The organism is Brevundimonas sp. KH_025, from assembly GCF_057839885.1.
Map to the genome: position 1 here is coordinate 1,834,918 of NZ_CM174501.1, position 23,488 is coordinate 1,858,405.

Annotated in this window: 21 protein-coding genes, 1 tRNA gene and 1 riboswitch; of the genes, 11 read left to right on the forward strand and 11 right to left on the reverse strand. The window is 68.4% G+C overall.

Annotated features, from left to right (window positions below):
• Positions 1-5: 5 nt before the first annotated feature.
• Positions 6-1,331, reverse strand: a complete 1,326-nt coding sequence (locus AC3IS2_RS09165) for an MFS transporter (protein WP_489197358.1) — start codon at positions 1,329-1,331, stop codon at positions 6-8.
• 237 nt (positions 1,332-1,568) lie between these two features.
• Between AC3IS2_RS09165 and ftrB the strand changes: the two genes are divergently transcribed.
• Positions 1,569-2,387, forward strand: coding sequence for a transcriptional activator FtrB (ftrB, locus tag AC3IS2_RS09170; RefSeq protein WP_489197360.1), 819 nt, complete (start codon positions 1,569-1,571; stop codon positions 2,385-2,387).
• On the opposite strand, the gene moaA is transcribed toward ftrB, so the two are convergent.
• On the reverse strand, positions 2,339-3,331 hold the full coding sequence (gene moaA, locus AC3IS2_RS09175) for a GTP 3',8-cyclase MoaA (RefSeq protein WP_489197361.1): 993 nt from the start codon (positions 3,329-3,331) through the stop codon (positions 2,339-2,341). The genes ftrB and moaA overlap by 49 nt on opposite strands.
• A riboswitch (molybdenum cofactor riboswitch) is annotated at positions 3,323-3,459 on the reverse strand. It overlaps the preceding gene by 9 nt.
• Before the next feature lie 50 nt (positions 3,460-3,509).
• Complete coding sequence (locus AC3IS2_RS09180; RefSeq protein ID WP_489197363.1) at positions 3,510-4,688, reverse strand: NnrS family protein; 1,179 nt, start codon at positions 4,686-4,688, stop codon at positions 3,510-3,512.
• A gap of 98 nt (positions 4,689-4,786) precedes the next feature.
• Here AC3IS2_RS09180 and AC3IS2_RS09185 point away from each other — a divergent pair, with 98 nt between their 5' ends.
• Both AC3IS2_RS09185 and AC3IS2_RS09190 read left to right on the forward strand, forming a co-directional pair.
• The gene (locus AC3IS2_RS09185; RefSeq protein WP_489197365.1) at positions 4,787-5,590 is read left to right on the forward strand and encodes a HesA/MoeB/ThiF family protein; all 804 of its coding nucleotides are present in this window, start codon (positions 4,787-4,789) and stop codon (positions 5,588-5,590) included.
• Complete coding sequence (locus tag AC3IS2_RS09190; RefSeq protein ID WP_489197366.1) at positions 5,587-6,078, forward strand: hemerythrin domain-containing protein; 492 nt, start codon at positions 5,587-5,589, stop codon at positions 6,076-6,078. The genes AC3IS2_RS09185 and AC3IS2_RS09190 overlap by 4 nt, the downstream gene beginning before the upstream one ends.
• 4 nt (positions 6,079-6,082) lie before the next feature.
• Here AC3IS2_RS09190 and AC3IS2_RS09195 read toward each other — a convergent pair whose 3' ends face one another.
• The 5 genes from AC3IS2_RS09195 to AC3IS2_RS09215 all read right to left on the reverse strand — a co-directional run bounded on the left by AC3IS2_RS09195 (position 6,083) and on the right by AC3IS2_RS09215 (position 8,997).
• A complete protein-coding gene (locus AC3IS2_RS09195; RefSeq protein WP_489197367.1) occupies positions 6,083-7,258 on the reverse strand; it encodes a molybdopterin molybdotransferase MoeA in 1,176 nt (391 codons plus the stop codon).
• Positions 7,258-7,740 (reverse strand): cyclic pyranopterin monophosphate synthase MoaC, encoded by a 483-nt coding sequence (gene moaC, locus AC3IS2_RS09200; RefSeq protein WP_489197368.1) that lies wholly within the window; start codon positions 7,738-7,740, stop codon positions 7,258-7,260. The genes AC3IS2_RS09195 and moaC overlap by 1 nt, the downstream gene beginning before the upstream one ends.
• Entirely contained in the window at positions 7,737-8,273 is a 537-nt protein-coding gene (moaB, locus tag AC3IS2_RS09205; protein ID WP_489197369.1) for a molybdenum cofactor biosynthesis protein B, read from the reverse strand. The genes moaC and moaB overlap by 4 nt, the downstream gene beginning before the upstream one ends.
• Position 8,274: 1 nt before the next feature.
• A complete protein-coding gene (locus AC3IS2_RS09210; protein WP_489197370.1) occupies positions 8,275-8,670 on the reverse strand; it encodes a molybdenum cofactor biosynthesis protein MoaE in 396 nt (131 codons plus the stop codon).
• Between the two features lie 66 nt (positions 8,671-8,736).
• A complete protein-coding gene (locus AC3IS2_RS09215) occupies positions 8,737-8,997 on the reverse strand; it encodes a MoaD/ThiS family protein (protein ID WP_489197371.1) in 261 nt (86 codons plus the stop codon).
• A gap of 350 nt (positions 8,998-9,347) precedes the next feature.
• Between AC3IS2_RS09215 and AC3IS2_RS09220 the strand changes: the two genes are divergently transcribed.
• A complete protein-coding gene (locus AC3IS2_RS09220) occupies positions 9,348-10,574 on the forward strand; it encodes an alginate export family protein (protein ID WP_489197373.1) in 1,227 nt (408 codons plus the stop codon).
• Positions 10,575-10,744: 170 nt separating this feature from the next.
• Here AC3IS2_RS09220 and AC3IS2_RS09225 read toward each other — a convergent pair.
• Positions 10,745-10,821: transfer RNA gene (locus AC3IS2_RS09225), tRNA-Lys, on the reverse strand.
• A 233-nt stretch (positions 10,822-11,054) separates the two neighbouring features.
• On the opposite strand from AC3IS2_RS09225, the gene AC3IS2_RS09230 reads away from it, so the two are divergent.
• The 3 genes from AC3IS2_RS09230 (at position 11,055) to AC3IS2_RS09240 (ending at position 17,401) form a co-directional block, all read left to right on the forward strand.
• On the forward strand, positions 11,055-11,324 hold the full coding sequence (locus AC3IS2_RS09230; RefSeq protein ID WP_489197374.1) for a hypothetical protein: 270 nt from the start codon (positions 11,055-11,057) through the stop codon (positions 11,322-11,324).
• Between the two features lie 102 nt (positions 11,325-11,426).
• Complete coding sequence (locus AC3IS2_RS09235; RefSeq protein WP_489197376.1) at positions 11,427-13,181, forward strand: autotransporter assembly complex protein TamA; 1,755 nt, start codon at positions 11,427-11,429, stop codon at positions 13,179-13,181.
• Positions 13,178-17,401, forward strand: a complete 4,224-nt coding sequence (locus AC3IS2_RS09240) for a translocation/assembly module TamB domain-containing protein (protein ID WP_489197377.1) — start codon at positions 13,178-13,180, stop codon at positions 17,399-17,401. The genes AC3IS2_RS09235 and AC3IS2_RS09240 overlap by 4 nt, the downstream gene beginning before the upstream one ends.
• Before the next feature lie 59 nt (positions 17,402-17,460).
• Here the strand turns inward: AC3IS2_RS09240 and arsC are convergent, their stop codons facing one another.
• Together arsC and AC3IS2_RS09250 are read right to left on the reverse strand one after the other, a co-directional pair.
• Positions 17,461-17,802, reverse strand: a complete 342-nt coding sequence (gene arsC, locus AC3IS2_RS09245; RefSeq protein WP_489197379.1) for an arsenate reductase (glutaredoxin) — start codon at positions 17,800-17,802, stop codon at positions 17,461-17,463.
• Between the two features lie 30 nt (positions 17,803-17,832).
• Positions 17,833-18,231 carry a hypothetical protein gene (locus AC3IS2_RS09250; protein WP_489197381.1) on the reverse strand — a complete coding sequence of 133 codons (399 nt, stop codon included), beginning with the start codon at positions 18,229-18,231 and terminating at the stop codon, positions 17,833-17,835.
• A gap of 225 nt (positions 18,232-18,456) precedes the next feature.
• On the opposite strand from AC3IS2_RS09250, the gene AC3IS2_RS09255 reads away from it, so the two are divergent.
• Genes AC3IS2_RS09255 through astB form a run of 4 tightly spaced genes read left to right on the forward strand, consistent with a single transcriptional unit; the run spans position 18,457 to position 23,486 of the window.
• A complete protein-coding gene (locus AC3IS2_RS09255) occupies positions 18,457-19,707 on the forward strand; it encodes a hydrolase (RefSeq protein ID WP_489197382.1) in 1,251 nt (416 codons plus the stop codon).
• A 4-nt stretch (positions 19,708-19,711) separates the two neighbouring features.
• Entirely contained in the window at positions 19,712-20,719 is a 1,008-nt protein-coding gene (locus tag AC3IS2_RS09260) for an arginine N-succinyltransferase (protein ID WP_489197384.1), read from the forward strand.
• A gap of 14 nt (positions 20,720-20,733) precedes the next feature.
• A complete protein-coding gene (gene astD, locus AC3IS2_RS09265; protein WP_489197385.1) occupies positions 20,734-22,152 on the forward strand; it encodes a succinylglutamate-semialdehyde dehydrogenase in 1,419 nt (472 codons plus the stop codon).
• On the forward strand, positions 22,149-23,486 hold the full coding sequence (gene astB, locus AC3IS2_RS09270; RefSeq protein ID WP_489197386.1) for an N-succinylarginine dihydrolase: 1,338 nt from the start codon (positions 22,149-22,151) through the stop codon (positions 23,484-23,486). The genes astD and astB overlap by 4 nt, the downstream gene beginning before the upstream one ends.
• Positions 23,487-23,488: the final 2 nt, after the last annotated feature.

The window sequence follows — 23,488 nt, forward strand, 5'->3', positions numbered from 1 at the left end:
TACTCCTATCGCGCCGCACGGCCGTTCAGGCCGTCCAGCTCGGGGAAGGCCGGCAGGCCGGCCAGCTGAGGATTGTGGGCGTGCTCCATCCGACGCACCGCCAGGTGCATCCAGAGCAGGGCGATCGAGACCAGCAGGAACAGCAGCATGAAGCAGCTGGAGCCGATCGCGGTCAGGTCGTTCAGAAGGCCGAAGACGATCGGCAGGATGAAGCCGCCCAGGCCGCCGATCATTCCGACCAGGCCGCCGACCGAGCCGATGTGGTCGGGGTAATAGACGGGAATGTGCTTGTAGACCGCCGCCTTGCCCAGGCTCATGGCGAAGCCCAGCAGGAAGGCTAGGCCGATGAAGGCGGGCAGGCTCAGCGCCAGGCTGAAACGGATCGGTCCGTTCAAACCCGCGACCTCATACTGGGTAGGCGGATAGGACAGGATGAAGGTGCAGATCACGCTGATGATGAAGGTCAGGTACATGACCTTGCGCGCGCCGATGCGGTCCGACAGCCATCCGCCGAAGATGCGGAACAGCGATCCGGGGATCGAATAGGCGGCGGCGACCATGCCCGCCGTCTTGATGTCCAGGCCATAGGCGCCCGTCAGATAACGCGGCAGCCACAGGGCCAGGGCGACGAAGCCGCCGAAGACGAAGAAGTAATAGAGGGCGAAGCGCCACACGCGCAGGCTCTTGAGCGGCGACAGCTGCAGCCAGGTCGCCGGCGCCTTCTGTCCCGACTTTCGCCGGGCGGCGGTGACGGGGTCGTCGCGTGTCAGCAGGAAGACGGCCACGCTGATGATCAGCAGGGCAGCCGCCCAGATCTGGGCCACGGCTTGCCAGCCCAGGGCGACCATGACGAAGGGCGCGGCGAACTTCGTGACCGCCGCCCCGACATTGCCCGCGCCGAAGACGCCCAAGGCCATGCCCTGGCGTCCCGCGCCGAAGAACTTGGACACATAGGTTACGCCGACCGAGAAGGCGCCGCCCGCCAGCCCTACCCCCAGCGCCGCCAATAGGAACTGCGGATAGGTCTGGGCTTGCGCCAGAAGGAAGGTCGCCGCCGACGCCAGAACGGCGATGATCAGATTGACCCGCCGCCCGCCGAACTGCTCGGCCCAGACGCCCAGAAAGACCCGGCTCAACGACCCCGTCAGGATCGGCGCGCCGACCAGAAGCCCGAACTGGGTCTCGGACAGGCCAAGGTCCGCCTTGATCTGGATGCCGATGATCGAAAAGATCGTCCAGACGGCGAAGCACGTCGTAAAGCCCAGCGTACTGAGCCACAGGCTGGGCCAGGCGCCGGGCGCCTCAACTGTTGTTGCCGTTATCCGAGACATGACGCCCTCTGCGAAACCGGAGCAGGACTCCGTGAGAGGGATGTGCGTCAGCCACCGGCCTTGAGACTTGCTTTTGATCAAGTGAAGGCTAGATGCGCGTCCATTCTCGCAAAAAACCGCGTCGCGAGCAGGGAGATATTGCGATTGAAAATCAATACTAACTAATCTTTAGAATTCAACGCACGCTGTTTGATCTCGATCAATCGATCGACCGCCTTGGCATGATCTTGTCGGCCCATGCCCATTCGTCAGGCCGATCTCGACCGTATCCGCGCCCTGCCCCTATTTGCGGACATGACGCCGACCGTCTTTCGCGATGCGACGGCCGGCGCCTTCCTTCAGCGCTTCCCCGCCGGCACGACGCTGCTGATGGAGGGCGACCCCGTCGACTTTCTCTATGTTCTGCTCTGCGGTTCAGTCGAACTTCAGGGCAGTTGGAAGGACAAGGAATCGACGTTGGCCGTGCTGCGGCCGGTATCCACCTTCATCCTTGCAGCCGTGATGCTGGAAGCGCCGGCCCTGATGTCGGCCCGCACCCTGGAGCCATCGGAGATCCTGATGCTCTCGGGAGAAGCCCTGCGGCGCACGGCGCGCCAGGACGCCGCCTTCGGCTTCGCGGTCGTGCAGGAATTGGCGGGCTGCTATCGCGGCGTGGTCCGCACGGTGAAGGCTCAAAAGCTGCGCGGCAGCCTTGAGCGCGTCGCCAACTACCTGCTGGCGCAGAGCGCGCGACAGAACAACGCCCGCTGCATCGTCCTGCCGCATGGCAAGCGCACCCTGGCTTCCCTTCTGGGCATGACGCCCGAGAACCTCTCGCGCGCCTTCGCCCAACTGGCCGACTATGGCGTGCAGGTGAAAGGCAGCGAAATCACCCTGGAGCGCCCACGCGCGCTGGAGCGCCTCGCCCGCCCCTCGCCTCTGATCGACAATCACGCGCCGACCTCTTCCTCGCCCGCCGGCAAGGCCGCCGTCGAGACGTGGGGCGCGGAGGACGCGCCCGAAACGCTTCAGCCTCCGAAGGCCGCCAGGTTCGGCGTGTCGCCGAAATTCCCCTGATTCAAGCCGTGCGCCTGCCCCTTGCCCCCCAGGGAGAGGCCGATTCGCTCCATCAAGGCCTCTTGGTCCGCATCGTCGGACAGAAGCGGTCTCAGATCCACGCCGCCCTCGCCGAACAGGCATAGCCGCAGCTTGCCGCGCGACGTGACCCGCAGCCGATTGCAACCGTCGCAGAAGCCAGGCTCATAGGGCGCGATCAGGCCGATCGCGCCCTGATGATCGGGGTGGACGTATTCGGTCGCCGGGCCGTCCTCGGCCTGCTTTTGACGCGGCGTCCAGCCGCGTTGCGCCAGCCAGTCGCGCACCACCCGGCCGCCGACATGATGCCGTTCGAAATAGTCCGCGTTCTCGGCGGTCCGCATCAGTTCGATGAAGCGGACGGACAGCGGCTTGTCGCGCACGAAGTCGGCCCAGTGGGCCAGCCCCTGCTCCACCGTCTCGCGCAGCAGGACGGCGTTGACCTTCACCGCCTTGAAGTCGGCCTCCAGGGCGCGGTCCAGGCCGCGAATGATCGAATCCAGCCGGTCATGGCCCGTGATCCGGGCGAAGGTCTCGCGCTCCAGGGCGTCGATGCTCAGGTTAAGATGGGTCAGGCCGGCGCTGCGCCAGTCCATGACCCGCTGTTCCAGATTCCAGCCGTTGGTCGTCACCGCGACCTTGTGCACGCCGTCGCAGGCCGCGACCGCCGCGATCAGGTCCACGAAGTCCTTGCGGACCGTCGGTTCGCCCCCGGTCAGCCGCACCTTCGACAGCCCCAGATCGGCGAAGCCCCGTACCAGTCGTCGCACCTCGTCAACCGTCAGAAAGCCGGGACCAGGCGTCTTGCGATAGCCGTTCGGCAGGCAGTAGTCGCAGCGGAAGTTGCAGACTTCCGTGACGGAGAGCCGCAGATAGCGAAAGCGACGACCGAAGCCGTCGATGGCTTGGGGCCTGAGGGAGGCCATTGGAAAGCTCCTTTCCAAAAATGCGGGAGGCGGGCGGGTTTCCCCGCCGACCCTCGGCTCCTGTCGGAGCCCGGCCGCGTGACCCTGGCGGAAGCTATAGGTCACACGGCTCGGAGCGGATGTCGTGATCCTAGAGGCGGCGCGCGGACCGCGCCTTGATCAAAGGCAATCGTCCTCGTCAGGCGCGCAGGCGCGGCCGCATCAGCATGGGACCGTAAAGCGCGCAGAAGCCCAGCAGGGCGGCGGCCCATAACCCGCCGGAGACGACCAGGGCGCTGTCGTATTGCGCGGGCCACAGGCCGCCGATCACGCGAACGGCGGCTGCGGCGTTGATCAGCAGGTAGAGGATGGTCGTCCCTGCCCCCGCCGCTAGTTCGCGCCCTGTATGGCCGCGCGTGGCGCGGGTGGTGACAGCCATGATCATCACGCCCATGGCGCCGGCGGTCAGAGCGTGCACCCCGGCGGAGGCGGGAACCAGCGCACCCGAGGCCGACAGGCCCAGGAGCACCAAACCGAGGCCCAGCCAAGCGTAGCCGATGTGAAGAATCCACACGAGCGGCTCCGCCCCCGTGCGCCCGCCCGCCCACCGCGCCAACAGCAAGAGGTGAAGCACGCCCGCGACAACGAGCGCCGCAGCGACGACCGCCTGGTTCGGGCTGATGATCCAGGCGAGCATCGCCGCGACAGTGACGGCCAGCACCGCCGTGTCCAACCGAGAGGTCGGCGCCGGAAGAGTCCCTCCCCCGCGCTTCAGCAGCCAGTTCCGGGTGAAGCTGGGCGTCATGCGTCCGCCGATCAGCGCCAGCAAGACGACGAGCAGCGCCAGCCCCGAGCGCACCGCCGCGTCCAGACCGCTGCCCTCCGGGCGCAGATGGAAGACGATGTTGGCGATCGCCAGACCCGTGACCGCAGCCGCCACACCAAGGTTCCGCCAGTTCTTGCCCACAAGGATCTCGCGCCAGATCACCACCGCCAGGCAGCAGAAGTAGGCGCCGTCGATCACGGCCAGCACATAGGGGTCCAGGCCCGGGATCAACATGCCGACGCGCCCCACGACCCACAGGCCGAACAGGCCGGCGAGCCTCAGACCGACCACCGGGTATCGGCCCGTCCAGTTTGGCACAGCCGTCAGCAGGAAGCCCCCTACGATCGCGCCGACATATCCGAACAGCATCTCATGGACGTGCCAGTCCAGCCCCGCTCGACCGGCGATCAGGCCGTCCCCGTGGGCCAGGACATAGACCCAGAGCGGCGGCGCCAGCGCGCCCCAGAGTGTTCCGAACAGAAAGAAGGGTCGAAAGCCGAAGCTGAATAGCGCCGGCCCCTTGTAGGCGCGCATCGCACGGGCGGTGGACATGAAGAGGGTCTCCTTCGCCCCTCCCCTATCGCGGGGTTGCGCGCCCCCATTTGTCCTCGCTCAAACGGCCGATCGATCGACGCCCCTATGATGACGTCATGACATCATCTTTCTCCGAGCAGGAAGTCGAACGCTACGCCCGGCACCTCGTGTTGCGGGAAATCGGCGGGCCTGGCCAACAGGCTCTGAAAAGAGCGCGCGTCCTGATCGCGGGCGTGGGGGGCGTCGGCGCGCCCGCCGCCCTCTATCTGGCGGCTGCCGGCGTGGGACGCCTGGGACTGCTGGATTTCGACCACGTCGCGCTCTCGAACCTGCAGCGCCAGGTGGTTTTCACTGAAGCAGACCTCGGTCGACCCAAGGTGGCGGCCGCGGGAGAGCGACTGAGCGCCCTGAACAGCGACATCGAAATCGTGCCGATCAACCGTCGATTGGTCGCCGAAAACGCCGCAGACATCCTGGCCGACTGGGACCTGGTGATTGACGGCTCTGACAATCTGGCGACGCGGCTGGCGATCTCGGACGCCTGCGTCGCGGGCGGACAGGACCTTGTGGCGGCCGCCGTCGGCGCCTGGGAGGTTCAGGTCGGCCTGTTCCGCGGCCGGCCCTGCTGGCGATGCCTCAACCCCGAACCCAGCGCTGAGGCGTTCGCCTGCGCGACGAGCGGCGTGCTGGGCGCCCTCACCGGCGTCGCAGGCGCCTTCGCGGCCGGCGCCGCCGTCAAGGCCCTGGCCAAGGCCGGAGAAGACCGCGCCGGCCGCCTGTTGATGCTGGACCTTCTGTGCTGGCGAACGACCACCATCTCGGCGCCGCCCCGTCCTGATTGTCCAGCATGTGGCCACAAGCATCCAGCGACCAACACCTCTTCGTCCCGCCCTCTCGTTTTGACGGACAGCCTGTCATGAGCCAGCGCACCTCCCCTTTCGCCGCACAACTGGACGCGCTGGAGACGGCGCCGCTCATCGCCCACATCCTGGAGCGGTATCACGAGACTCACCGCGCCCAGTTGCCCGTGCTGATCGCCCTGGCCGAGCGGGTCGAGCGCGTCCACGCCGCTCATCCGCAAGCGCCTGACGGCCTGACCCAACTGCTGATGGAGATGGCCGCCGATCTGGAACAGCATCAACAGAAGGAGGAGCAGATTCTGTTTCCGATGATGCTCGGCGGCGGCTCGCCGATGATCGGCTTCCCCATCCGGCGAATGATGGTCGAGCACGACGACGTGGACGCCCAGCTACAGGCCCTGCACGACCTGACCGAGGGGTTTACACCGCCGTCCGAGGCCTGCGGAACATGGCGACGCCTGTATGACGCGGCCCTGATCTTCCATCAGGATCTCTCGGAGCATATGCGCCTGGAGAACGACATCCTGTTCCCGCGCTTCCTGGACTGAAGCATCAGAACTCCAGACTTCGCAGCCCGACCGGTTCGGCTGCGGCGCCGACACGCGGCCGCCAGATCAGGGCCTCAGCCTGTCCCAGGGTCTTCTGCGCGCCCGAATCCTGATCCGAGGCCAGCCGCATGCGGCCGTCGCGCTTCACCGCCCTCAGGAAGACGTCGCGGTCGCCGGCTTCCGGCGTTTCGCCATCGAGGACGACCGCTCGCCATTTCAACACGGCGCGAGGATCACGCCCCGCCAGACCGGCGATCAGGGGTGCCAAGAACAGCCGTGCCGTCACCATGGCCGAGGTGGGGTTGCCCGGCAGGCCGACCACCAGGGTGCGCCCCGCCCGCGCGAACCAGACCGGCTTGCCCGGCTTGATCGCCACCTTGGAGAAGATCATCTCCAGGCCAAGGCCGTCGAACATGGTCTTGGCGAAGTCCCGCTCGCCCACTGACGCCCCGCCCGTGACCACGATCACGTCCGCGATGGTCAACGCCAGGGCGGCGGCCTGACGCAAGGTTTCGGGCCGATCCGGCAGGCGCCGTTTCAAACAGACCTCGCCGCCGTGACGCTGCGCCAGGGCCGCGACGCCATAGGTCACGCTGTCGGGAATCGAGGCCAGGTCATCGGCGGCGCACCCCGGTTCACGCAATTCGTCGCCGGTCGCCAGGATGGCCACCTGCGGCTTGCGCACGACTTCGACGGCTCCGTGATCGGCGCCGGCGGCGGCGACCAGGGCCTGGGGCGACAGCGAGGTTCCGCCCGCCAGCACCGTCTCTCCCGCCGCGAAATCGGACCCGGCTCGCCGGATATGGGCGCCGCGCGGACGGGCGGCGGGCATGACCGCACCCTCAAGGCGTCGCTCCACCTGCTCCTGCACGACCACGCGGTCGGCGTTCGGCGGCACAGGCGCGCCGGTGAAGACGCGCGCGCACACGCCGGGCGTCAACCGCGGCGGAACAGGCGATCCGGCGAAGCTCTCGGCCGCCACCGGCAGGATTCCTCCCAGATCGCCGTCCAGGATCGCATAGCCGTCCATGGCCGACACCGCGACCGATGGCGAATCCCGCCGCGCCGTCAGATCGACGGCCAGCACGCGGTCCAGCGCGTCTTCCAGCGCCGCGACCTCGGCGTCCAGCGGGACGGCCTGCGCCAACAGCCGCTCCAGCGCGGTTTCAAACGCATCCATCAGTCTTGTTCCTTGCGCCAGTCGCCGCCGGCTCCACCGCTCTTGGCGATCAGTTCGACCGCCTCTATCCGCATGCCACGGTCCACGGCCTTGAGCATGTCATAGAGGGTCAGGCCCGCCACCGTGACGGCGGTCAGGGCCTCCATCTCGACGCCGGTCTGGCCCACGGTCACGGTTTCGGCCTCTATCCGAAAACCGGGCAGTTCGTCATCCAGGCGGATGCTCACCGCCACTCGCGAAAGCGGCAGGGGATGGCACATGGGCACCAGGTCGGCGGTGCGTTTCGCGGCCATGATCCCCGCGATTTCGGCGACAGAGACGACCGCCCCCTTGGGCGTCCTGCCTTCGCGCACCAGCGACAGCGTTTCCGGCGCGCAGACCAGTCGGGCGGATGCGAGCGCCACCCGGCGCGTTTCCGCCTTGTGCGAGACATCGACCATGCAGGCGCGTCCCTCGCGGTCCAGGTGGGTCAGTTCGCTCACGGGCAGATTCCTCGATAGCGCGCCACCTGGCCGACCAGCGAGCAAGGCCGGAACCGGCTGTCCAGTTCCTCGGCCAGCACCAGGTCCCAGGCGTCGCGACAGGCGCCGGTCGAGCCCGGCACGCAGAAGATGAAGGTGTCTCCCGCCTGCCCCGCCAGGGCGCGGGACTGCAGGGTGGACACGCCCACCGTCGTCTGGCTGGCCTGGTGAAACACCACGGAAAATCCATCCATCACCCGGTCCAGCAGAGGCCGCACCGCCTCCGGCGTCACGTCGCGCGGCGCAAAGCCCGTTCCGCCCGTGCTCAAGATCACGTCCACGCCAGGGTCCTCGATCCAGACCTTCATCTGCGCCTGGATCGCGGCGACCTCGTCCTTGACGATGGCGCGCCCCGCCAGGACATGCCCCGCTTCGGTCAGCCGCCCCGCCAGAGTGCCGCCCGACGTGTCCGTGTCGAAATCCCGCGTGTCGGACACGGTGAGCACCGCGATGTTCAGCCCGTAGAAGGGCAGGTTCAGGTCAATGCCGGCCATGTCAGCTCCAACGGGCCAGATCGGCCCGGTCCTTGTCCGACGGTTCGATCCACGTCGTCCCGCTCGGTTGTTGTTCACGCTTCCAGAAGGCCGCCTCGGTCTTGAGGCGGTCCATCAGATAATCCGCCGCCAGAAAGGCCTCGCGTCGGTGAGGCGAAGCGGCCGCCACCAACACGATCGGCTCGCCCGGCCTGATCTCGCCGCAGCGATGGCGCACCAGGATGTCGCTGACCTCGAAACGGTCTTCGGCCGCGCGGGCGATGTCCTCCATCGACCGCTCGGTCATGCCCGGATACCAGTCCAGTTGCAGAGCGACGACAGGCTCGCCGTCCCGCCCCTGTCCGCGCGCCAGCCCCGTGAAGGCGACGACGGCGCCGTCGGCCGGCCGGTCGCTCATGAACCGATCCAGAAGCTCGCCCGTCCGCAAGGGTTCGGTCTCTAGCCCGACATCCAGAGCCATGCCTCAGCCCCCGGAAAAGATGGAGAAAAAGGCGGCCTCCTGGCCCGGGCGCACCCAGGTCTCGTCGTCGCACTGAACCCCGTCCAGTGCGGTCCTGATCGCCGGGTCCAACAGGATCTCGCCGCCCTCGGCGCTGACGGCGATACGTCGGCGCAGATCCGCCAAACTCATTCCTTCCGCTGGCCCCTCCACCATCCGGCCAGAGCCGAGACGATCGGCGGGTCGTCCAAAGAACAGGATTTTGATCGACGGGATCTGGGTCATGAATGTCCTCACGCCCGTCTCCTACCCCCTGAATCGCCAGAGCCGATTGATCGCGATCAATCGCGAGTTTGATCCGTCGGAGAACTTCACGGTCGGCTTCGACTCGCGCCTTCCATTGACCGGCGTCGGCCGGGCGCTTGATCGATAGCAATTCGAAATAGCCGCCCAGACTCTATGCTCAGCAGGGTTGCGACGTCGGGGTCAGAGGCGACCGACGCGCCGATGGCCACAGAATTCGTCCAGACGCCCGGGCGACCCGAATGGAGACAACCATGACCTGCGTCCAGGCGATCCTGAAATCGAACTGAATACGCCCGCCCGAACCTGCACCTTGACCCGGAGATACTGACATGCCGCCGATCGGCCGCCCGATCTTGCTGGCCCTCGCCGTAATGGCGACCCCGGCCGTAACCTACGCCCAGTCCCCTGCAGCGAGGTCGGCTACCGCCTCGCCGCGGTCGGGCGACGTCCTATTCGAGAGCCGCCTGCGTTATGAAGGCGTCCGCCAAGACGGGCTCGACGATGCGACGGCGGCCACTCTGCGCACGCGCCTGGGTTGGCAAAGCCCGGAGCGATCCGGCTTTCGCCTGCTGGTCGAGGGCGAGGCCGTCGTCGCCCTGGTTGATGACTACAATGACACCATCCACGGCCCCCTGCGCTATCCCGTGGTGGCTGATCCGGAGGCGTTGGAACTGAACCGGATGCAGGTCGCCTGGACCGGCTTGCCGGACACCGAAGTGATCCTGGGCCGACAGCGCATCGTGCTGGGCTCTGCCCGCTTCGTCGGTAATGTGGGCTTCCGCCAGAACGAGCAAACCTTCGACGCTGTCAAGGTAACGACCCGCGCGTTCGAGCCGTTGACCGTCACCTATGCCTGGATCGACCGGGTTCATCGGGTGTTCGGCGACGACAGCCCCGCGGGCGATTGGCGCTCAGACAGCCATCTGGTCAATGTCGAGACCCCGACCCCTGCGGGTAGGCTGACGGCCTATGGCTATCTGCTGGATTTCGCCAACGCCCCGGCCCAGTCCTCGGCGACCTGGGGCGCGCGACTTGAGGGAAGCCGCAGCCTGTCGCATGACTGGTCGGCCCTGTACGCAATTGAATACGCTCGCCAGTCCGATTACGGGGCCAATCCCGCCCGGTTCGACCTCGACTATGGGCTGGCGTCGGCGGGCTTGAAGCACGGTCCTGTCACAGGGACGCTGGCGCTCGAGCGACTGGACGGAGACGGCTCCCAGGCGTTCCAGACGCCATTGGCGACATTGCACGCCTTCCAGGGCTGGGCCGATGTCTTCCTGACGACGCCTAAGAACGGCCTGCGCGACGTCTCCGCCACGGTGAGCTATGCGGTCGCCCATCCGCCCGTGGGACGTAACGCCGTCCTCACCGCTTCATGGCGCGACTTTCATGACGCCGATGGATCCACGCGCTACGGCCGCGAACTGGATCTCTCGGCTCGCCTGGTGCTCGACACGCACTGGGCCGTTGAAGTCAAGGGAGCCCTCTTCGACGGGACCCAAGCGGCCTTCCCCGACCGTGACAAGGTCTGGACCGCCCTTGAATATCGGTTCTAGGCCGGCGACAGGGCCAGGAGAGCGTGACGGATGGGTTGGCTGACGATCGCCGAAACGTCCTGAACGCCTCACAAAAGGAAAAATGCACAGCCCGTTTGCGCCCCAAACGACAGCCGATCAAAATCGGTCTAGCGACGGCTCAAACAAAATACCGATATATAAGGGGAAAATGGTACGCCCCCTCGGGCTCGAACCGAGGACCCTCTGATTAAAAGTCAGATGCTCTAACCAACTGAGCTAGGGGCGCACACTTTGAAATCAACCTGTTAGGTCGCTTCTCCGCAAACCGGCGCAAGGCCTGTTTGCGGAGGCGGTTTCTGGTTCATTCGCGGCGGCAGGTCAAGGCCCACGACGCCGTAAAGCACGTAATTTATGAGAACATCCCTCGCCGTCAGTTGCGGTTCACCTTGGATCGTTCAACAAAGGAGGGAACCGGGCTCGCCGGATGACGTTTGCTGCCCCATGAGGGGGAAATTTCTTATGAACCGATTGAATCTGAACCGTTTGCTGCTGATCGCGGCCCTGGGCGCCGCCGCCGCGACGTCGGCCTGCAGCGAACCGCCGGCCACCGAGACGTCCGTGGAAGTCGAGGTTCAGGAATCAACCGCGCCCGCCGCCGAAGAATCGGCCGCGCCGGTCGTAGCCGAAGCGCCTGCGGCGGAAACGCCCCCGCCGGTCGACACCCTGCCGCCCGAACAACGGACCTCGGAACAGACGGTTCAGCCGGAAAGCGATACGCTGTTCTACTGATTCCATCGGCGGGGGGCCTTGGCGTCCCTCGTTCGCGCTCCTGTCCGTGCCCTGAGCCAAGGTTCCAGTTTGACGTCGAGGCCACACCTCCTTCTCGCCGGCATGGCGCTCTTGGCCGTCAGCGGGCACGCCGCCGCCGAGCCTCGCGCCCAGATTCGCGGGGACATCGACGCCGACCTGCGCCGCGAACTGGAACGCGCCGTCGGCGCCGTGGAGGACGCGCCGTCCAGCCGCTTCGAGGCCCGCCGTCGCGCCCGCACGGCGATGGAATCCGCCGAGGCCCTGCTGCGCTCGGAGGGCTATTACCAGCCGACGCTTCAGGATGACGTGGAGGGCGAGGACAAGCCGGTCGCCGTCGTGACGGTCACGCCCGGTCGGCGGTTCGTGCTCGGCGAGACCAAGGTCAACTGGGTGGCCCCCGTGCCCGATGCCGACACCAGTCGCAGCGTCACCGCCGACCTGGGGCTGGCGCCCGGCGACCCCGGCCGCGCCGCCGACGTCCTGGCGGCCGAGGGCCGGATCGTGGCCGGCCTGACGCGCGAGGGCTATGCCGACGCCAAGGCCGAACCGCGTCGGGTCGTCGTCGACCACGCGACCTTTACGGTTCAACCCAATTTCAACATCGCCTCGGGCGCCCTGGTTCGGCTGGACGGCATCCAGATGCGGACGCGCGGCCTGACCAATGCCGACTGGATCGCCAGACTGGCCCCATGGGACGCCGGCGACCGCTACGATCCCGAGGACGTGGCCGAGTTGGAGCGCCGGCTGCTGGACACCGGCGTCTATGAGGGCGTCGGCGTCACCCTGGCGCCGCTCGATCAACTGACGGCGGACGGCCTGCGCCCTGTCGTCGTGACCCTGTCCGACCGGCCGCGCAGCGTGCTGGAGGCCGGCGCCACCTATTCGACCGCCGAAGGCGCCGGCGTGGACGTGTTCCAGACCCGCTACAACCGCTTCGGTCGCGCCGCGACGCTGAAATACGGCGGCCGCTACGCCAGCATCGACAGTCGCCTGGGCGGCGAGGCCAGCTTCCCCCACTGGGGCCGGGCCGGTCGGACGCTGAAGCTGTCGTCCTACCTCGTCAACGAACAGACCGACGCCTACGACCGCAGCGCCGTCGCCCTGTCGGCCGACCTGTCGCAGCGCATCGGCAAGACCTCCTGGTTCAGCTACGGCCTGGGTCTGGACGCGGGCCAGTACACCGAGAACCGCTTCGATCCCCTGACCCAGGCGCCGATCACCTTCGACCGCGACCTGGCCATCGTGACCGGACGCGCCAGCGCCTACATGGACCGCTCCAACGACCCGCTGGACCCGACCCAGGGTTTCCGCCTGTCCGTTTCGGCCCAGCCGACCGCCGTGGCCGGCGAGGACACGGTGGTGTTCCTGCGCACCGAGGGTCAGGCGACCGGCTACCTGCCCCTGCAGGACGGCGCCCGGACGGTGCTGGCGGGCCGGGCGCGCATCGGCTCGATCATCGGCGGCCAGGAGCTGACGGTGCCGTCGGACCGCCTCTTCTATTCCGGCGGCGGCGGTTCGGTGCGCGGCTATTCCTATCAGAGCATCAACCCGCGCCTGCCCGACAACACGCCGCGCGGGGGTCTGTCGCTGTTCGAAACCTCGATCGAGGTGCGCCACGACATCGGCCAGAGGTTCCAGGCCGTGGCCTTCCTGGACGCGGGCGCGGTCGGCTTCCAGGAGACGCCGAACTTCAACAACCTTCGCTATGGCGCGGGTGTCGGGGTGCGCTACAAACTGCCGTTCGGTCCGGTGCGGGCCGACATCGCCGTTCCGCTGGACAAGCGTGAAGGCGACTCCGAGTTCCAGCTCTACATCAGCATCGGCCAGGCGTTTTGACCGACACTCCGCCTCACGAATCCGAAGCGGAAGCCCCCGCCGACACGCCCGCGAAAGAGGCCAAGCGCGAGCGCACGCGCCTGCAACTGATCGCCTTCATCTCGGGCATCGTGGTCGCCAGCCTGCTGGCCCTGACCATCGTCCTGGCCGTCGGCGGACGAATGTACCTGCTCACGGACTCGGGCCGCGAACTGGTCACCAGCTTCGTCGCCGGCAAGAAGATCAGCCGCTACGGCCGCATCAATGTCGAGGGGCTGAAGGGCGACCTGTTCGACGACTTCACCCTGGCCCGGGTGACGGTCACGGACGCTGACGGGGTCTGGCTGGAGGCGACCAATGTCCGCCTCGACTGGTCCTACTGGCCGCTGCTGGCGCGCCGCTTCCACGCCACCGAGATCAGCGCCGACCAGATCCGCCTGCTCCGCCGTCCCCAGTTCGAGCCGCGCGACGAGCCGGGCGGCCCGCAGGCCCTGACGGTCGACATCGACAAGTTCAGCGCCAACGTCGAGCTGATGGAGGATTTCTCCAAGGAATACGGCCGCTGGACCCTGAGCGGCGACGCCCAAGTCCCGCGTCGAGGCGACAAGACGGTCAACCTCAACGCCTTCAGCCTGAACCGCAAGGGCGACCACCTGCTGCTGAAGGCCGTCTTCGGCAAGAAGCCCGAGGACCTACGCGTCAACCTGCGCGCCAACGAGGCCCAGGGCGGGCCGATCGCCGGGTCGCTGGGCTATTCCCCGGACCAACCCTTCTCGGCCGTCGCCGTCGTCAACGGCGAGATCGTCGATGTCGTGGTGAAGACGGGCGCGTTCACCCCCCTGTCGGTCAAGGGCCGCTACGGCAAGGAAGGGGCGCGCGTTTCCGGTCATGCGGACTTCTCCGGTTCGGACCTGCTGGCGCCCTTTGCCGAACGGATCGGCCGCACCGCGGTCTTCGGCTTTGCGGCCGTGCCTGACAGCCGCCGCAAGGACGTCCAGGGCGTCGCCTGGCGGCTCAGCGCCGAAAACATCACGACCCACGCGCGCGGCCTGATCAACCTCAAGGACCGCACCGCGCCCGACGGGATCAATCTGACCGTCACGACCCCGTCGCTGACCCGGTTGGCGGGGCCGACCCTGGCCGGGGCGACCACCTATACCGGCGTGTTCAAGGGCGACGCCAAGACCTGGACCCTGCAAGGCTCGGCCGAGCTTCAGGACGCCGATCTGGCCAGCTATCGCGCCGCCCGCCTGTCCGGGCCGCTCAACCTGACCCACAGCAAGGGCCAGTTTGACGTCACGACCGACGCCCGCGCCACGGGCGGCTCGACCGCCGGCATCATCGGCGCCCTGCTGGGCGCTGCGCCGCGCGTTCAGCTTGAAGGCTCGCGCACGCCCGACGGCGCCTATCTGCTGAAGAAGATCGACGGGCGCGGCCAGGCCCTGACCCTGACCGGATCGGGCGGACGCAGCATCACCGGGGGCCTCAGCTTCCGCGGCGACGCCGACATCACCGACATCTCGCGCATCCGCCCCGGCGCCAAGGGCTCGTTCAAGGGACCCGTCCAGGCCGGCAAAGGTCGTGGCGACACGCCGTGGACGCTCAGCTTCGACGGGCGCGGCTCGCGCATGGCTATCGGCATGGACGAACTGGACCGTCTGCTGGGCCAGACGCCGCGCCTGAAGGCGGCGGGGTCGTGGCGCGACAGCGTCCTGTCCATCGACAGCAGCGAACTGACCGGGGCCGCCGGGCGCATGGGCGCCAAGGGTCTGATCGAGGGCGGCAAGATGCGTCTGGCCCTGGACTGGGACGCCCGCGGCCCGTTCGGCGTCGGCCCCGTCGCCATCGACGGCGCCATGAGCGGCAGCGGCGCCTTGACCGGCACCCTGGCCCAGCCGCGCGCCGACCTGCGCGCCGCCTTCGACAAGGTCTCGGCCAGCGGCCTGACCCTGACCAACGCCGACCTGATCCTCAGCTTCCGCAAGGGCGCCGACGCCTCGGACGGGCGGATCGTCGTCAACTCCGGCTCGAACTACGGTCCGGCGCGGGCTTCGGGGAACTTCTTCCTCGGCGGCAACCGCATCCGCCTGACCGAGGTGGACGTCAACGCCGGCGGCGTGACGGCGCAGGGGTCGATCGCCCTGTCCAACAACTTCCCCTCCAGCGCCGACCTGAGCTTCACGGCGCGTCAGGGCGCCTTCCTGGCCTCGGGCGAGGCCGAGGGCCGGGTGCGCCTGACCGACGGCGGCGGCGACCAGAGCGCCATTCTGGACGTGACCGGCCGCAACGTCCGCCTGGCCGGCTCGACCTGGGTTGTCCGCAGCCTGTCGCTCAAGGGCCAGGGCACGCTGGAACGTCTGCCCTTCACCCTGTCGGCCGATGTCGGCGGCGCTAACCCGGTCCAGTTCAACGGCACGGGCGAATATTCCCGCGAAGGGCCCGCCCAGACCGTCGTCCTGCGCGGCGGCGGCCGTGTGCGCGAGGTCGCCTTCACCACCCGCGCCCCCGCCATCATCGCCCTGAACGGCGACGGCCGCGTGGTCCGCCTCGACCTGGGCGTCGGCGGCGGCGTCTTGGCCGGCGAACTGCGTCAGGACAAGGCCGGCAGCGCCATCCAGGCCGACCTGACCAATATCGAAATGGGCTCCCTGGCTCCCGACCTGCGCGGTCAGATCACCGGCCGCGTCTCGCTGCAAGGCTCGGGCGAGACCCTGAACGGCTCGGCCAACGTGGACCTGAAGCAGTTGCGCAGCATCGACGCCCCGCGCGGTCTGGCCGTGGACGGCACGTTGAACGCCGACCTGAGCGACAATGTCCTGCGCATCAAGGCCCAGGCCAACGACGGCACGGCGGTTCAGGCTTCGGCAGACGTCAGCCTGCCGGTCGAGGCCTCGGCCGCACCGCTGAGGCTGGCCATCGCCCGCACCCGCGACATGTCGGGCCAGATCACCGTCGACGGTCAGATCCAGCCCATCTGGGACCTGTTCCTCGGCGGGGCGCAGTCCCTGTCGGGTCAGGTGGCGGTGCGCGCCTCCCTGGGCGGATCCCTGAACGATCCGCGGCTGAACGGCCGCGTGGACCTGACCCAGGGCGCCTTCCGCGACAGCGCCACGGGGCTGCGGCTGGAAAACGTCACCCTGGCGAGCCGGTTTGACGGCGCCCAGGCCGTGATCGAACGCTTCGAGGCCGCCGACGGCGTCAAGGGCACGGTCACAGGCAGCGGCAACCTGGGCCTGCGCGAAGGCTCCGGCTCGACCCTGCGGCTGGAGCTGACCCGCTTCCGCGTCATCGACAACGACATCGCCGAGGCCCGCGCCAACGGCGTCCTGACCGTCGTCCGCGCCGCCGACAGCAACATCCAGATCAGCGGCGACCTGAACATCGACGAGGCGAACATCTCGCCCAACCTGCCCGGCTCCAACGGCGTGGTGAAGATGGACGTGGTCGAGATCAACCGACCCGGCGGCGACCCCGTCGAGACCGAGATCAAGTCGCGCGGCCCGCAGATCGGCCTGAACCTGAACCTGACCGGGCGCGAAATCCACGTGCGCGGACGCGGCCTGAACGTCGAACTGACCGCCGACGCTCGCGTGCGCGGCACCATCGCCCAGCCGCTGCTGACCGGCACGGCCAATGTCGTGCGCGGCGATTATGAGTTCGCGGGCAAGCGGTTCGTCTTCGACGACAGCGGCTCGATCTCCCTGTCGACCGACCCGGCGCGCATCCGCCTGAACCTGGCGGCGGTGCGCGAGGACCCGAACCTGACCGCGACCATCAAGGTCACCGGCACGGCGGCCGCGCCCAAGATCGAGCTGACCTCGACTCCCTCCCTGCCCCAGGATGAAATCCTGTCGCAGGTCCTGTTCGGGCGTTCGGCGTCGCAGCTGTCAGGGTTCGAGGCGGCCCAGCTGGCCTCGGCCGTGGCCTCGCTGGCCGGCGGCGGCGGCTTCGACGTGATCGGCAACCTGCGCCAGCTGGCGGGCCTGGACCGGCTGTCGTTCGGCGGCGAAGCCTCCAGCCTGACCGTGGCCGGCGGCCGCTACATCACCGACGACGTCTATCTGGAGATCATCGGCGGCGGCGAAGGCGGGGCGGCGGTCAATGTCGAATGGCAGGTGCGCCGCAACCTGGCCGTCAGCTCCAAGTTCGGCGGCGAGGGCGACGCCAGCCTGTCGATCCGCTGGCGCCGCGAAAGCGACCGTCCCGGCGGCGACCGCGCCGACCGCCGCAGAAGCCGCTGATCCTCGATGCGATCCTCCCCTGCAAAGCGGGGGAGGATCGGACGCTCTACGTTCTCAACCTACAGAATGTGCAGGATGTTCTCGACCGGACGCCCGATCCGGGCGCCTTTCGCCGTCTGGACGATGGGGCGTTCGACCAGCACCGGGTCGGCGATCATGGCGGCGCGGATCGCCTCCTCGGATGCGCCGCTTTCCAGCAGTTCAGCCGTCCGGGGCTCGCGCTGGCGCAGCAGACCGGACAGGCCGACGCCCGTTTCCTTGGCCAGCCGGTCCAGGGTCGCGGCGTCCCAGCCGGTCTTCAGATATTCAACCACCGTGGGCGTGACGCCGCGTTCCTGCAGCAGCTCCAGCGCCTTGCGCGAGGTCGAGCATTTCGGATTGTGGAAAAGGGTGACGGTCATCGGCGGGCGCTCCTGAAATGAAGCCCTCACCTAGGCCTTGAAGCCGCCTCGCGCCAGCGCCGCCGCGCCGCGCAGGCCGGCGATATGTAGGGGCAATTCTATCAGCAGGCACAGATAGCCGATGCTCGCCACCCACATCGGGTAGTAGTTGCTGCCGGCGACGCCGAGCGCGAGAGACACGACCGCCGAGGAGAAATAATAGCCGGTCGAGGCCAGCCCCAGGACCGCGAGCATCCGGTTCGGCCAGCGCCACTGAATGCCGGCCAGCAGCACATGGATCCAGGCGATCACGACCGTTGACCCCACGACGAGATTGCGGATGTCGTCGCTGGACGGGAGCGCTCCATCCGGAGCCGCAGCGCCCGCCTGCATGATCGCGTGGGCGTGGTCGAAGTAGAACCAGATCGCCCCGGCGTATGTGAACTGCATCAGTCCCCCGAGGAGAAAGGCCCAGGCGCTGCGACGCGCGAAACGGACCGCCATCGGTTGCGAGTCGATTCGCGCGAACGGGTTCAAGCTGCTGAGCAAAGGGACTTTTCCTGAATCATTCGGTCTGAAGGCAAAGCTACCCCGGCCGGGCTCTGTTTCCCAAGTCCGTGAGCGAGAAACCGCCCCGCCTTCACCTTTGCCTCGCCCGCGTCTAGGGTCGCCGCCATGCGGATTGAACCCCACGACCAGGCCGTGCTCGACCATGTCGCGGCCCGAGGCGACGTGATCGTCGCGCGGACCATCGACTGGGCCAATATCAACTCCGGCAGCCGCCACGCCGCCGGACTGGCGCGCGTGCTGGACGTGCTGGAGGCCGAGGCCCGCCGTCTGCCCGCCGCGGTCGTGCGCGTGCCCACCCAGGCCTCGACCACCGTGGCCGACAGCGGCGCCGTCATCCCCGAATCCTACGCCGACTGCCTGACCATCACCGCCCGGCCCGAGGCGCCGATCCAGGTCGTCCTGACCGGCCACTACGACACCGTCTTCCCCGCCGACAGCGGCTTCCAGACCGTCGTCACGCGCGCCGACGGCGCCCTGAACGGTCCCGGCGTGGCCGACATGAAGGGCGGCATCAGCGTCATGCTGGCCGCGCTGGAAGCCTTCGAAACCCATCCGGACAAGGCCCGCGTCGGCTGGACCGTGCTGCTGTCCCCCGACGAGGAAATCGGCTCCCCCGCCTCGGCGCCCCTGCTGGCCCAGCTGGGCGCGCGCGGCCACGTCGGCCTGACCTATGAACCGGCCCTGTCGGACGGAACCCTGGCCGGCGAGCGCAAGGGCAGCGGCAACTTCCACCTGATCGTCACGGGCAAGGCCGCCCACGCGGGCCGCGCCTTCCACGAGGGCGCCAATGCGGTGGCCGGCGCGGCCATGATCGCCGCCCGCCTGCACGGCCTGAACGGCCAGCGCGAGGGCGTCACCGTCAATGTCGCCAAGATCGCCGGCGGCGGCCCCCTCAATGTCGTGGCCGACAACGCCGTGGTGCGCTTCAACGTCCGCGTCCCGGACGCCGACAGCGCCGCCTGGATCGACGAAACGGTGCGCGCCATCGCCGCCGAACCGCCCTTCCCCGGCCTAAGCCTGGACCTGCACGGCGGCATGACCCGCGCGCCCAAGCCGATGGACGCGTCGCAGACCGCCCTGTTCCACGCCGTGCGCGACGCCGGCGAACTGCTGGGGCAGACCATCGCCTGGAAGCCCTCGGGCGGCGTCTGCGAGGGCAACAACCTGCACGCCGCGGGCCTGCCCAATGTCGACACCCTCGGCGTCGTCGGCGGCGAGATCCACTCGGATCAGGAATTCGCCTGGCCCGACAGCTTCGTCGAACGGGCGCAACTGTCCGCCCTTATCCTGTGCAAGATCGCCTCGGGCGAGATTGATGCGTTGAAGCTGAAACAGCTCCGACTGGAGACCATGTAACCGTATGCTCGTTGTTCGCCCCGCCGGCCCGGCCGACCTCCATCACCTGCTTGAACTGGCCATCCTGTCCGGCCCGGGCTTCACCAGCCTGCCCGAAGACGCCGACGTGCTGAGCGAGCGGCTGGAACTGAGCAAGGCCAGCTTCGAGGGCCGCGTCCCGCCGCAGGAAGCCTGGTACACCCTGATGCTGGAAGACGGCGACACGGGCGACATCGACGGCATCGGCTCGGTCAAGGCGACGGTGGGGCTGAAGCGGCCCTTCTTCTCGTTCCGCGTGGTCAACAACACGGTCCAGTCGCCGTCGCTGGGCATGAAGCTGAACCATCAGACCCTGGTTCTGGTCAACGAATGCACCGGCTGGACCGAGGTCGGCTCCCTGTTCCTCAAGGCCGACCGTCGCAAGGGCGGCGCCGGGCGCCTGCTCAGCCAGTCGCGCTACATGCTGATCGGCGCCCAGCCGGACCTGTTCGCCGATAACGTCCTGGCCGAACTGCGCGGCGTCTTCACGCCCGACGGCTACTGCCCCTTCTGGGACCATGTGGCGCACAAGTTCTTCCCCATGGACTTCGACGACGCCGACCGCATGAGCGGCTCGACCGACAAGCAGTTCATCCTCGACCTGGCCCCGCGCCACCCCATCTACATCGACCTGCTGCCCGAACCGGCCCGCGCCGTGATCGGCAAGGTCCACCCTCAGGGCGTGCCGGCCATGGCCCTGCTGGAATCCGAGGGCTTCCGCCCCAACGGCCTGGTCGACATCTTCGACGCCGGTCCGACCGTGGCCTGCGGTCGCGACAACATTCGCACCGTGCGCGACGCCCGCGTCCTGACCGCCCGGATCGAAAACGAGGTCGAGGTCGAACTGCCCAGCCTCGTCTCGACCGACAGCGTCTCGGCCTTCCGCGCCGTGCGCGCCCGCGTCCTGATCGACGGCGACGTGGTCCACATGACCCCCGACGTCGCCGCCGCCCTGAAGATCAAGGACGGCGCTGTCGTCCGCGTGAAATCCTGAACCGAGTGCCCGCCATGACCCGTTTCACCTCCACCAACCCCGCCACCGGCGAAACCGTCTGGGAAGGCGAAGCCGCCACCACGGAACAGGTCGGCGCCGCCGTCGAGGCCGCCAGCAAAGCCTTCCCCGACTGGGCCGACCGCCCGCGTCAGGACCGCATCGACGCGGTGAAACGCTATCAGGCCGTGCTCAAGGACCGCGCGCCCGAAATGGCCGAGGCCATCAGCCGCGAAACCGGTAAGCCCCTGTGGGAGACCAAGACCGAACTGGCCTCCATGGCGGGCAAGGTCGACATCTCGATCCGCGCCTATGACGAGCGCACTGGGGAACGCAGCACCGAGACAGCCTTCGGCCGCGCCACCCTGCGTCACCGCCCGCACGGCGTCTCGGCGGTGCTTGGCCCATTCAACTTCCCCGGCCACCTGCCCAACGGCCACATCGTCCCGGCCCTGCTGGCGGGCGACACGGTCGTGTTCAAGCCGTCCGAGGAAACGCCCCTGACGGGCCAGCTGATGGCCGAGTGCCTGGACGCCGCCGACCTGCCCAAGGGCGTGTTCAACATGGTCCAGGGCGGGCGCGACACCGGCGCGGCCCTGCTGGATCAGCCCATCGACGCCCTGATGTTCACCGGCTCGGGCGCGGCCGGCGCGCACTTCCGCAGGAAGTTCGCCGACGATCCCCACGTCATCCTGGCGCTGGAGCTGGGCGGCAATAACCCGCTGGTCGTCTGGGACGCCGCCGACGCCGAGGCCGTGGCCGGCATCGTGGTCCAGTCCGCCTTCGTCACCACCGGCCAGCGCTGCTCCTGCGCCCGCCGCCTGATCCTGCCGGAAGGCGCGGCGGGCGACGCTGTCGTCGAGGCCGTGGCGGCCATGTCCGACCGCCTGAACTTCGCCCCCTGGGACAGCGACCCGGAGCCCTACGCCGGGCCGCTGATCTCGGAAAAGGCGGCGAGCGCCGCTCTGGCCGCCTTGCAGCAACGCATCGACGCGGGCGCCAGGGTGATCCGCGCCTCCGGCCCGGTGGACAATCTTCCCGGCGCCTTCGTGAAGCCCGCCATCATCGACGTGACCGGGGTTGCGGTAGAGGACGAAGAGATGTTCGCCCCCTTCCTGCAAGTCATCCGCGTCCCGACCTTCGACGCCGCCATCGCCGCCGCCAACGCCACCAAATACGGCCTGTCCGCCGGTCTGGTTTCGGATGACGCCAAGAACTGGGACCGCTTCATCAACCGCATCCGCGCGGGCGTGGTGAACTTCAACCGCCCGACCACGGGCGCAGCGGGCGACATGCCCTTTGGCGGCCTCGGCGCCAGCGGCAACCACCGCCCCAGCGCCTACTACGCCGCCGACTACTGCGCCTACCCCGTCGCCAGCTTCGAAGCCGGCGCGGTCAAGAACATCGAGAGCGAGATCAAGGGCTTGCGGGGATGATCTCAGCAGTTGAAGCCAACGCCGACGGTCTGATCGGGCCGACCCACTCCTATGCGGGCCTGTCGCCGGGCAACCTCGCCTCCAGCCTGAACAAGGGCGAGGCGTCGAACCCGCGCGCGGCGGTGCTGCAGGGTCTCGACAAGATGAAGCGGCTGGCCGACCTGGGCCTGCCCCAGTTCGTCCTGCCCCCGCATGAGCGGCCGAACATCCCCTTCCTGCGCCACCTCGGCTTCACCGGATCGGACAAGGCCGTGCTGGCCAAGGCCTGGCGCGACGCGCCGGCCTTCGCCGCCGCCGCCTGTTCGGCCTCGCCCATGTGGGCCGCCAACGCAGCCACCGTGACCCCCAGCGCCGACGCCGCCGACGGCCGGGTGCATTTCACCCCCGCCAACCTGCACACCAACCTGCACCGTTCGCTGGAGCATCATCAGACCAGGCGGGCGCTGGACGCTCTCTTCCCCGACGCGACGCGGTTCGCCGTCCATGACGCCCTGCCCGCCGTCGCCCATCTGGCCGACGAAGGCGCCGCCAACCACGTCCGCCTCTGCGCCTCCCACGGCGCGCGCGGGGTCAATCTGCTGGTCTGGGGCCGCGAAGCCTTCGAGCCCTGGGACGGCCCCTTCCCCGCCCGCCAGACGCGCGAGGCGTCCGAGGCCATCGTGCGCCGCCACGAAGCCGGTCGTCCGGTCCTGGCCCAGCAGTCGCGCGCGGCCATCGCCGGCGGAACCTTCCACAACGACGTGGTCTGCGTCGGCGCCCTGGACACCCTCTTCTTCCACGAACTGGCGTTCGAGGACACGGACGCCACCAAGGCCGCCATCCGCCGCGCCGCCGACGGCCTGTTCCAGCCGCAGTTCGTCGAGGTCTCGACCGCCGACCTGCCGCTGGCCGACGCGATCAGCAGCTATCTGTTCAACTCCATGCTGATCCAGATTCCGGGCGAGAACCGCCTGACCCTGATCTGCCCGACCGAGACGCGCGACAACGCCCGCAGCCACGCCGTCGCCGAACGCCTGGCCGCCTCCAACGGCCCCATCGGCCGGGTCGAGTATGTCGACGTGCGCCAATCGATGCGCAACGGCGGCGGCCCCGCCTGTCTGCGCCTGCGCGTCGTCCTGACCGATGACGAACTCGCCGCGACCAACCCCGCCATGCGCATGACGGACGCCCTGCACGCCCGCCTGTCGACCTGGGCGACGCGCTGGTATCGCGAGACGCTGACGGCGAGCGACCTGGCCGACCCCGCCCTGCTGGACGAGACGCGCGGCACCCTGGACGAGCTGACCGGGATCCTGGCCCTGGGCAGGGACTTCTATCCGTTCCAGCGAGACTGACG

Coding starts and splice junctions, on each gene's coding strand:
- AC3IS2_RS09230 (WP_489197374.1), top strand. CDS start 11,055: ATGAACCGATTGAATCTGAACCGTTTGCTGCTGATCGCGGCCCTGGGC.
- moaB (WP_489197369.1), bottom strand. CDS start 8,273: ATGGCCGGCATTGACCTGAACCTGCCCTTCTACGGGCTGAACATCGCG.
- AC3IS2_RS09165 (WP_489197358.1), bottom strand. CDS start 1,331: ATGTCTCGGATAACGGCAACAACAGTTGAGGCGCCCGGCGCCTGGCCC.
- arsC (WP_489197379.1), bottom strand. CDS start 17,802: ATGACCGTCACCCTTTTCCACAATCCGAAATGCTCGACCTCGCGCAAG.
- AC3IS2_RS09210 (WP_489197370.1), bottom strand. CDS start 8,670: ATGAGCGACCGGCCGGCCGACGGCGCCGTCGTCGCCTTCACGGGGCTG.
- AC3IS2_RS09185 (WP_489197365.1), top strand. CDS start 4,787: ATGACATCATCTTTCTCCGAGCAGGAAGTCGAACGCTACGCCCGGCAC.
- AC3IS2_RS09220 (WP_489197373.1), top strand. CDS start 9,348: ATGCCGCCGATCGGCCGCCCGATCTTGCTGGCCCTCGCCGTAATGGCG.
- AC3IS2_RS09180 (WP_489197363.1), bottom strand. CDS start 4,688: ATGTCCACCGCCCGTGCGATGCGCGCCTACAAGGGGCCGGCGCTATTC.
- AC3IS2_RS09190 (WP_489197366.1), top strand. CDS start 5,587: ATGAGCCAGCGCACCTCCCCTTTCGCCGCACAACTGGACGCGCTGGAG.
- AC3IS2_RS09250 (WP_489197381.1), bottom strand. CDS start 18,231: ATGCAGTTCACATACGCCGGGGCGATCTGGTTCTACTTCGACCACGCC.
- AC3IS2_RS09195 (WP_489197367.1), bottom strand. CDS start 7,258: ATGGATGCGTTTGAAACCGCGCTGGAGCGGCTGTTGGCGCAGGCCGTC.
- AC3IS2_RS09255 (WP_489197382.1), top strand. CDS start 18,457: ATGCGGATTGAACCCCACGACCAGGCCGTGCTCGACCATGTCGCGGCC.
- ftrB (WP_489197360.1), top strand. CDS start 1,569: ATGCCCATTCGTCAGGCCGATCTCGACCGTATCCGCGCCCTGCCCCTA.
- AC3IS2_RS09235 (WP_489197376.1), top strand. CDS start 11,427: ATGGCGCTCTTGGCCGTCAGCGGGCACGCCGCCGCCGAGCCTCGCGCC.
- AC3IS2_RS09260 (WP_489197384.1), top strand. CDS start 19,712: ATGCTCGTTGTTCGCCCCGCCGGCCCGGCCGACCTCCATCACCTGCTT.
- astD (WP_489197385.1), top strand. CDS start 20,734: ATGACCCGTTTCACCTCCACCAACCCCGCCACCGGCGAAACCGTCTGG.
- moaA (WP_489197361.1), bottom strand. CDS start 3,331: ATGGCCTCCCTCAGGCCCCAAGCCATCGACGGCTTCGGTCGTCGCTTT.
- astB (WP_489197386.1), top strand. CDS start 22,149: ATGATCTCAGCAGTTGAAGCCAACGCCGACGGTCTGATCGGGCCGACC.
- AC3IS2_RS09215 (WP_489197371.1), bottom strand. CDS start 8,997: ATGACCCAGATCCCGTCGATCAAAATCCTGTTCTTTGGACGACCCGCC.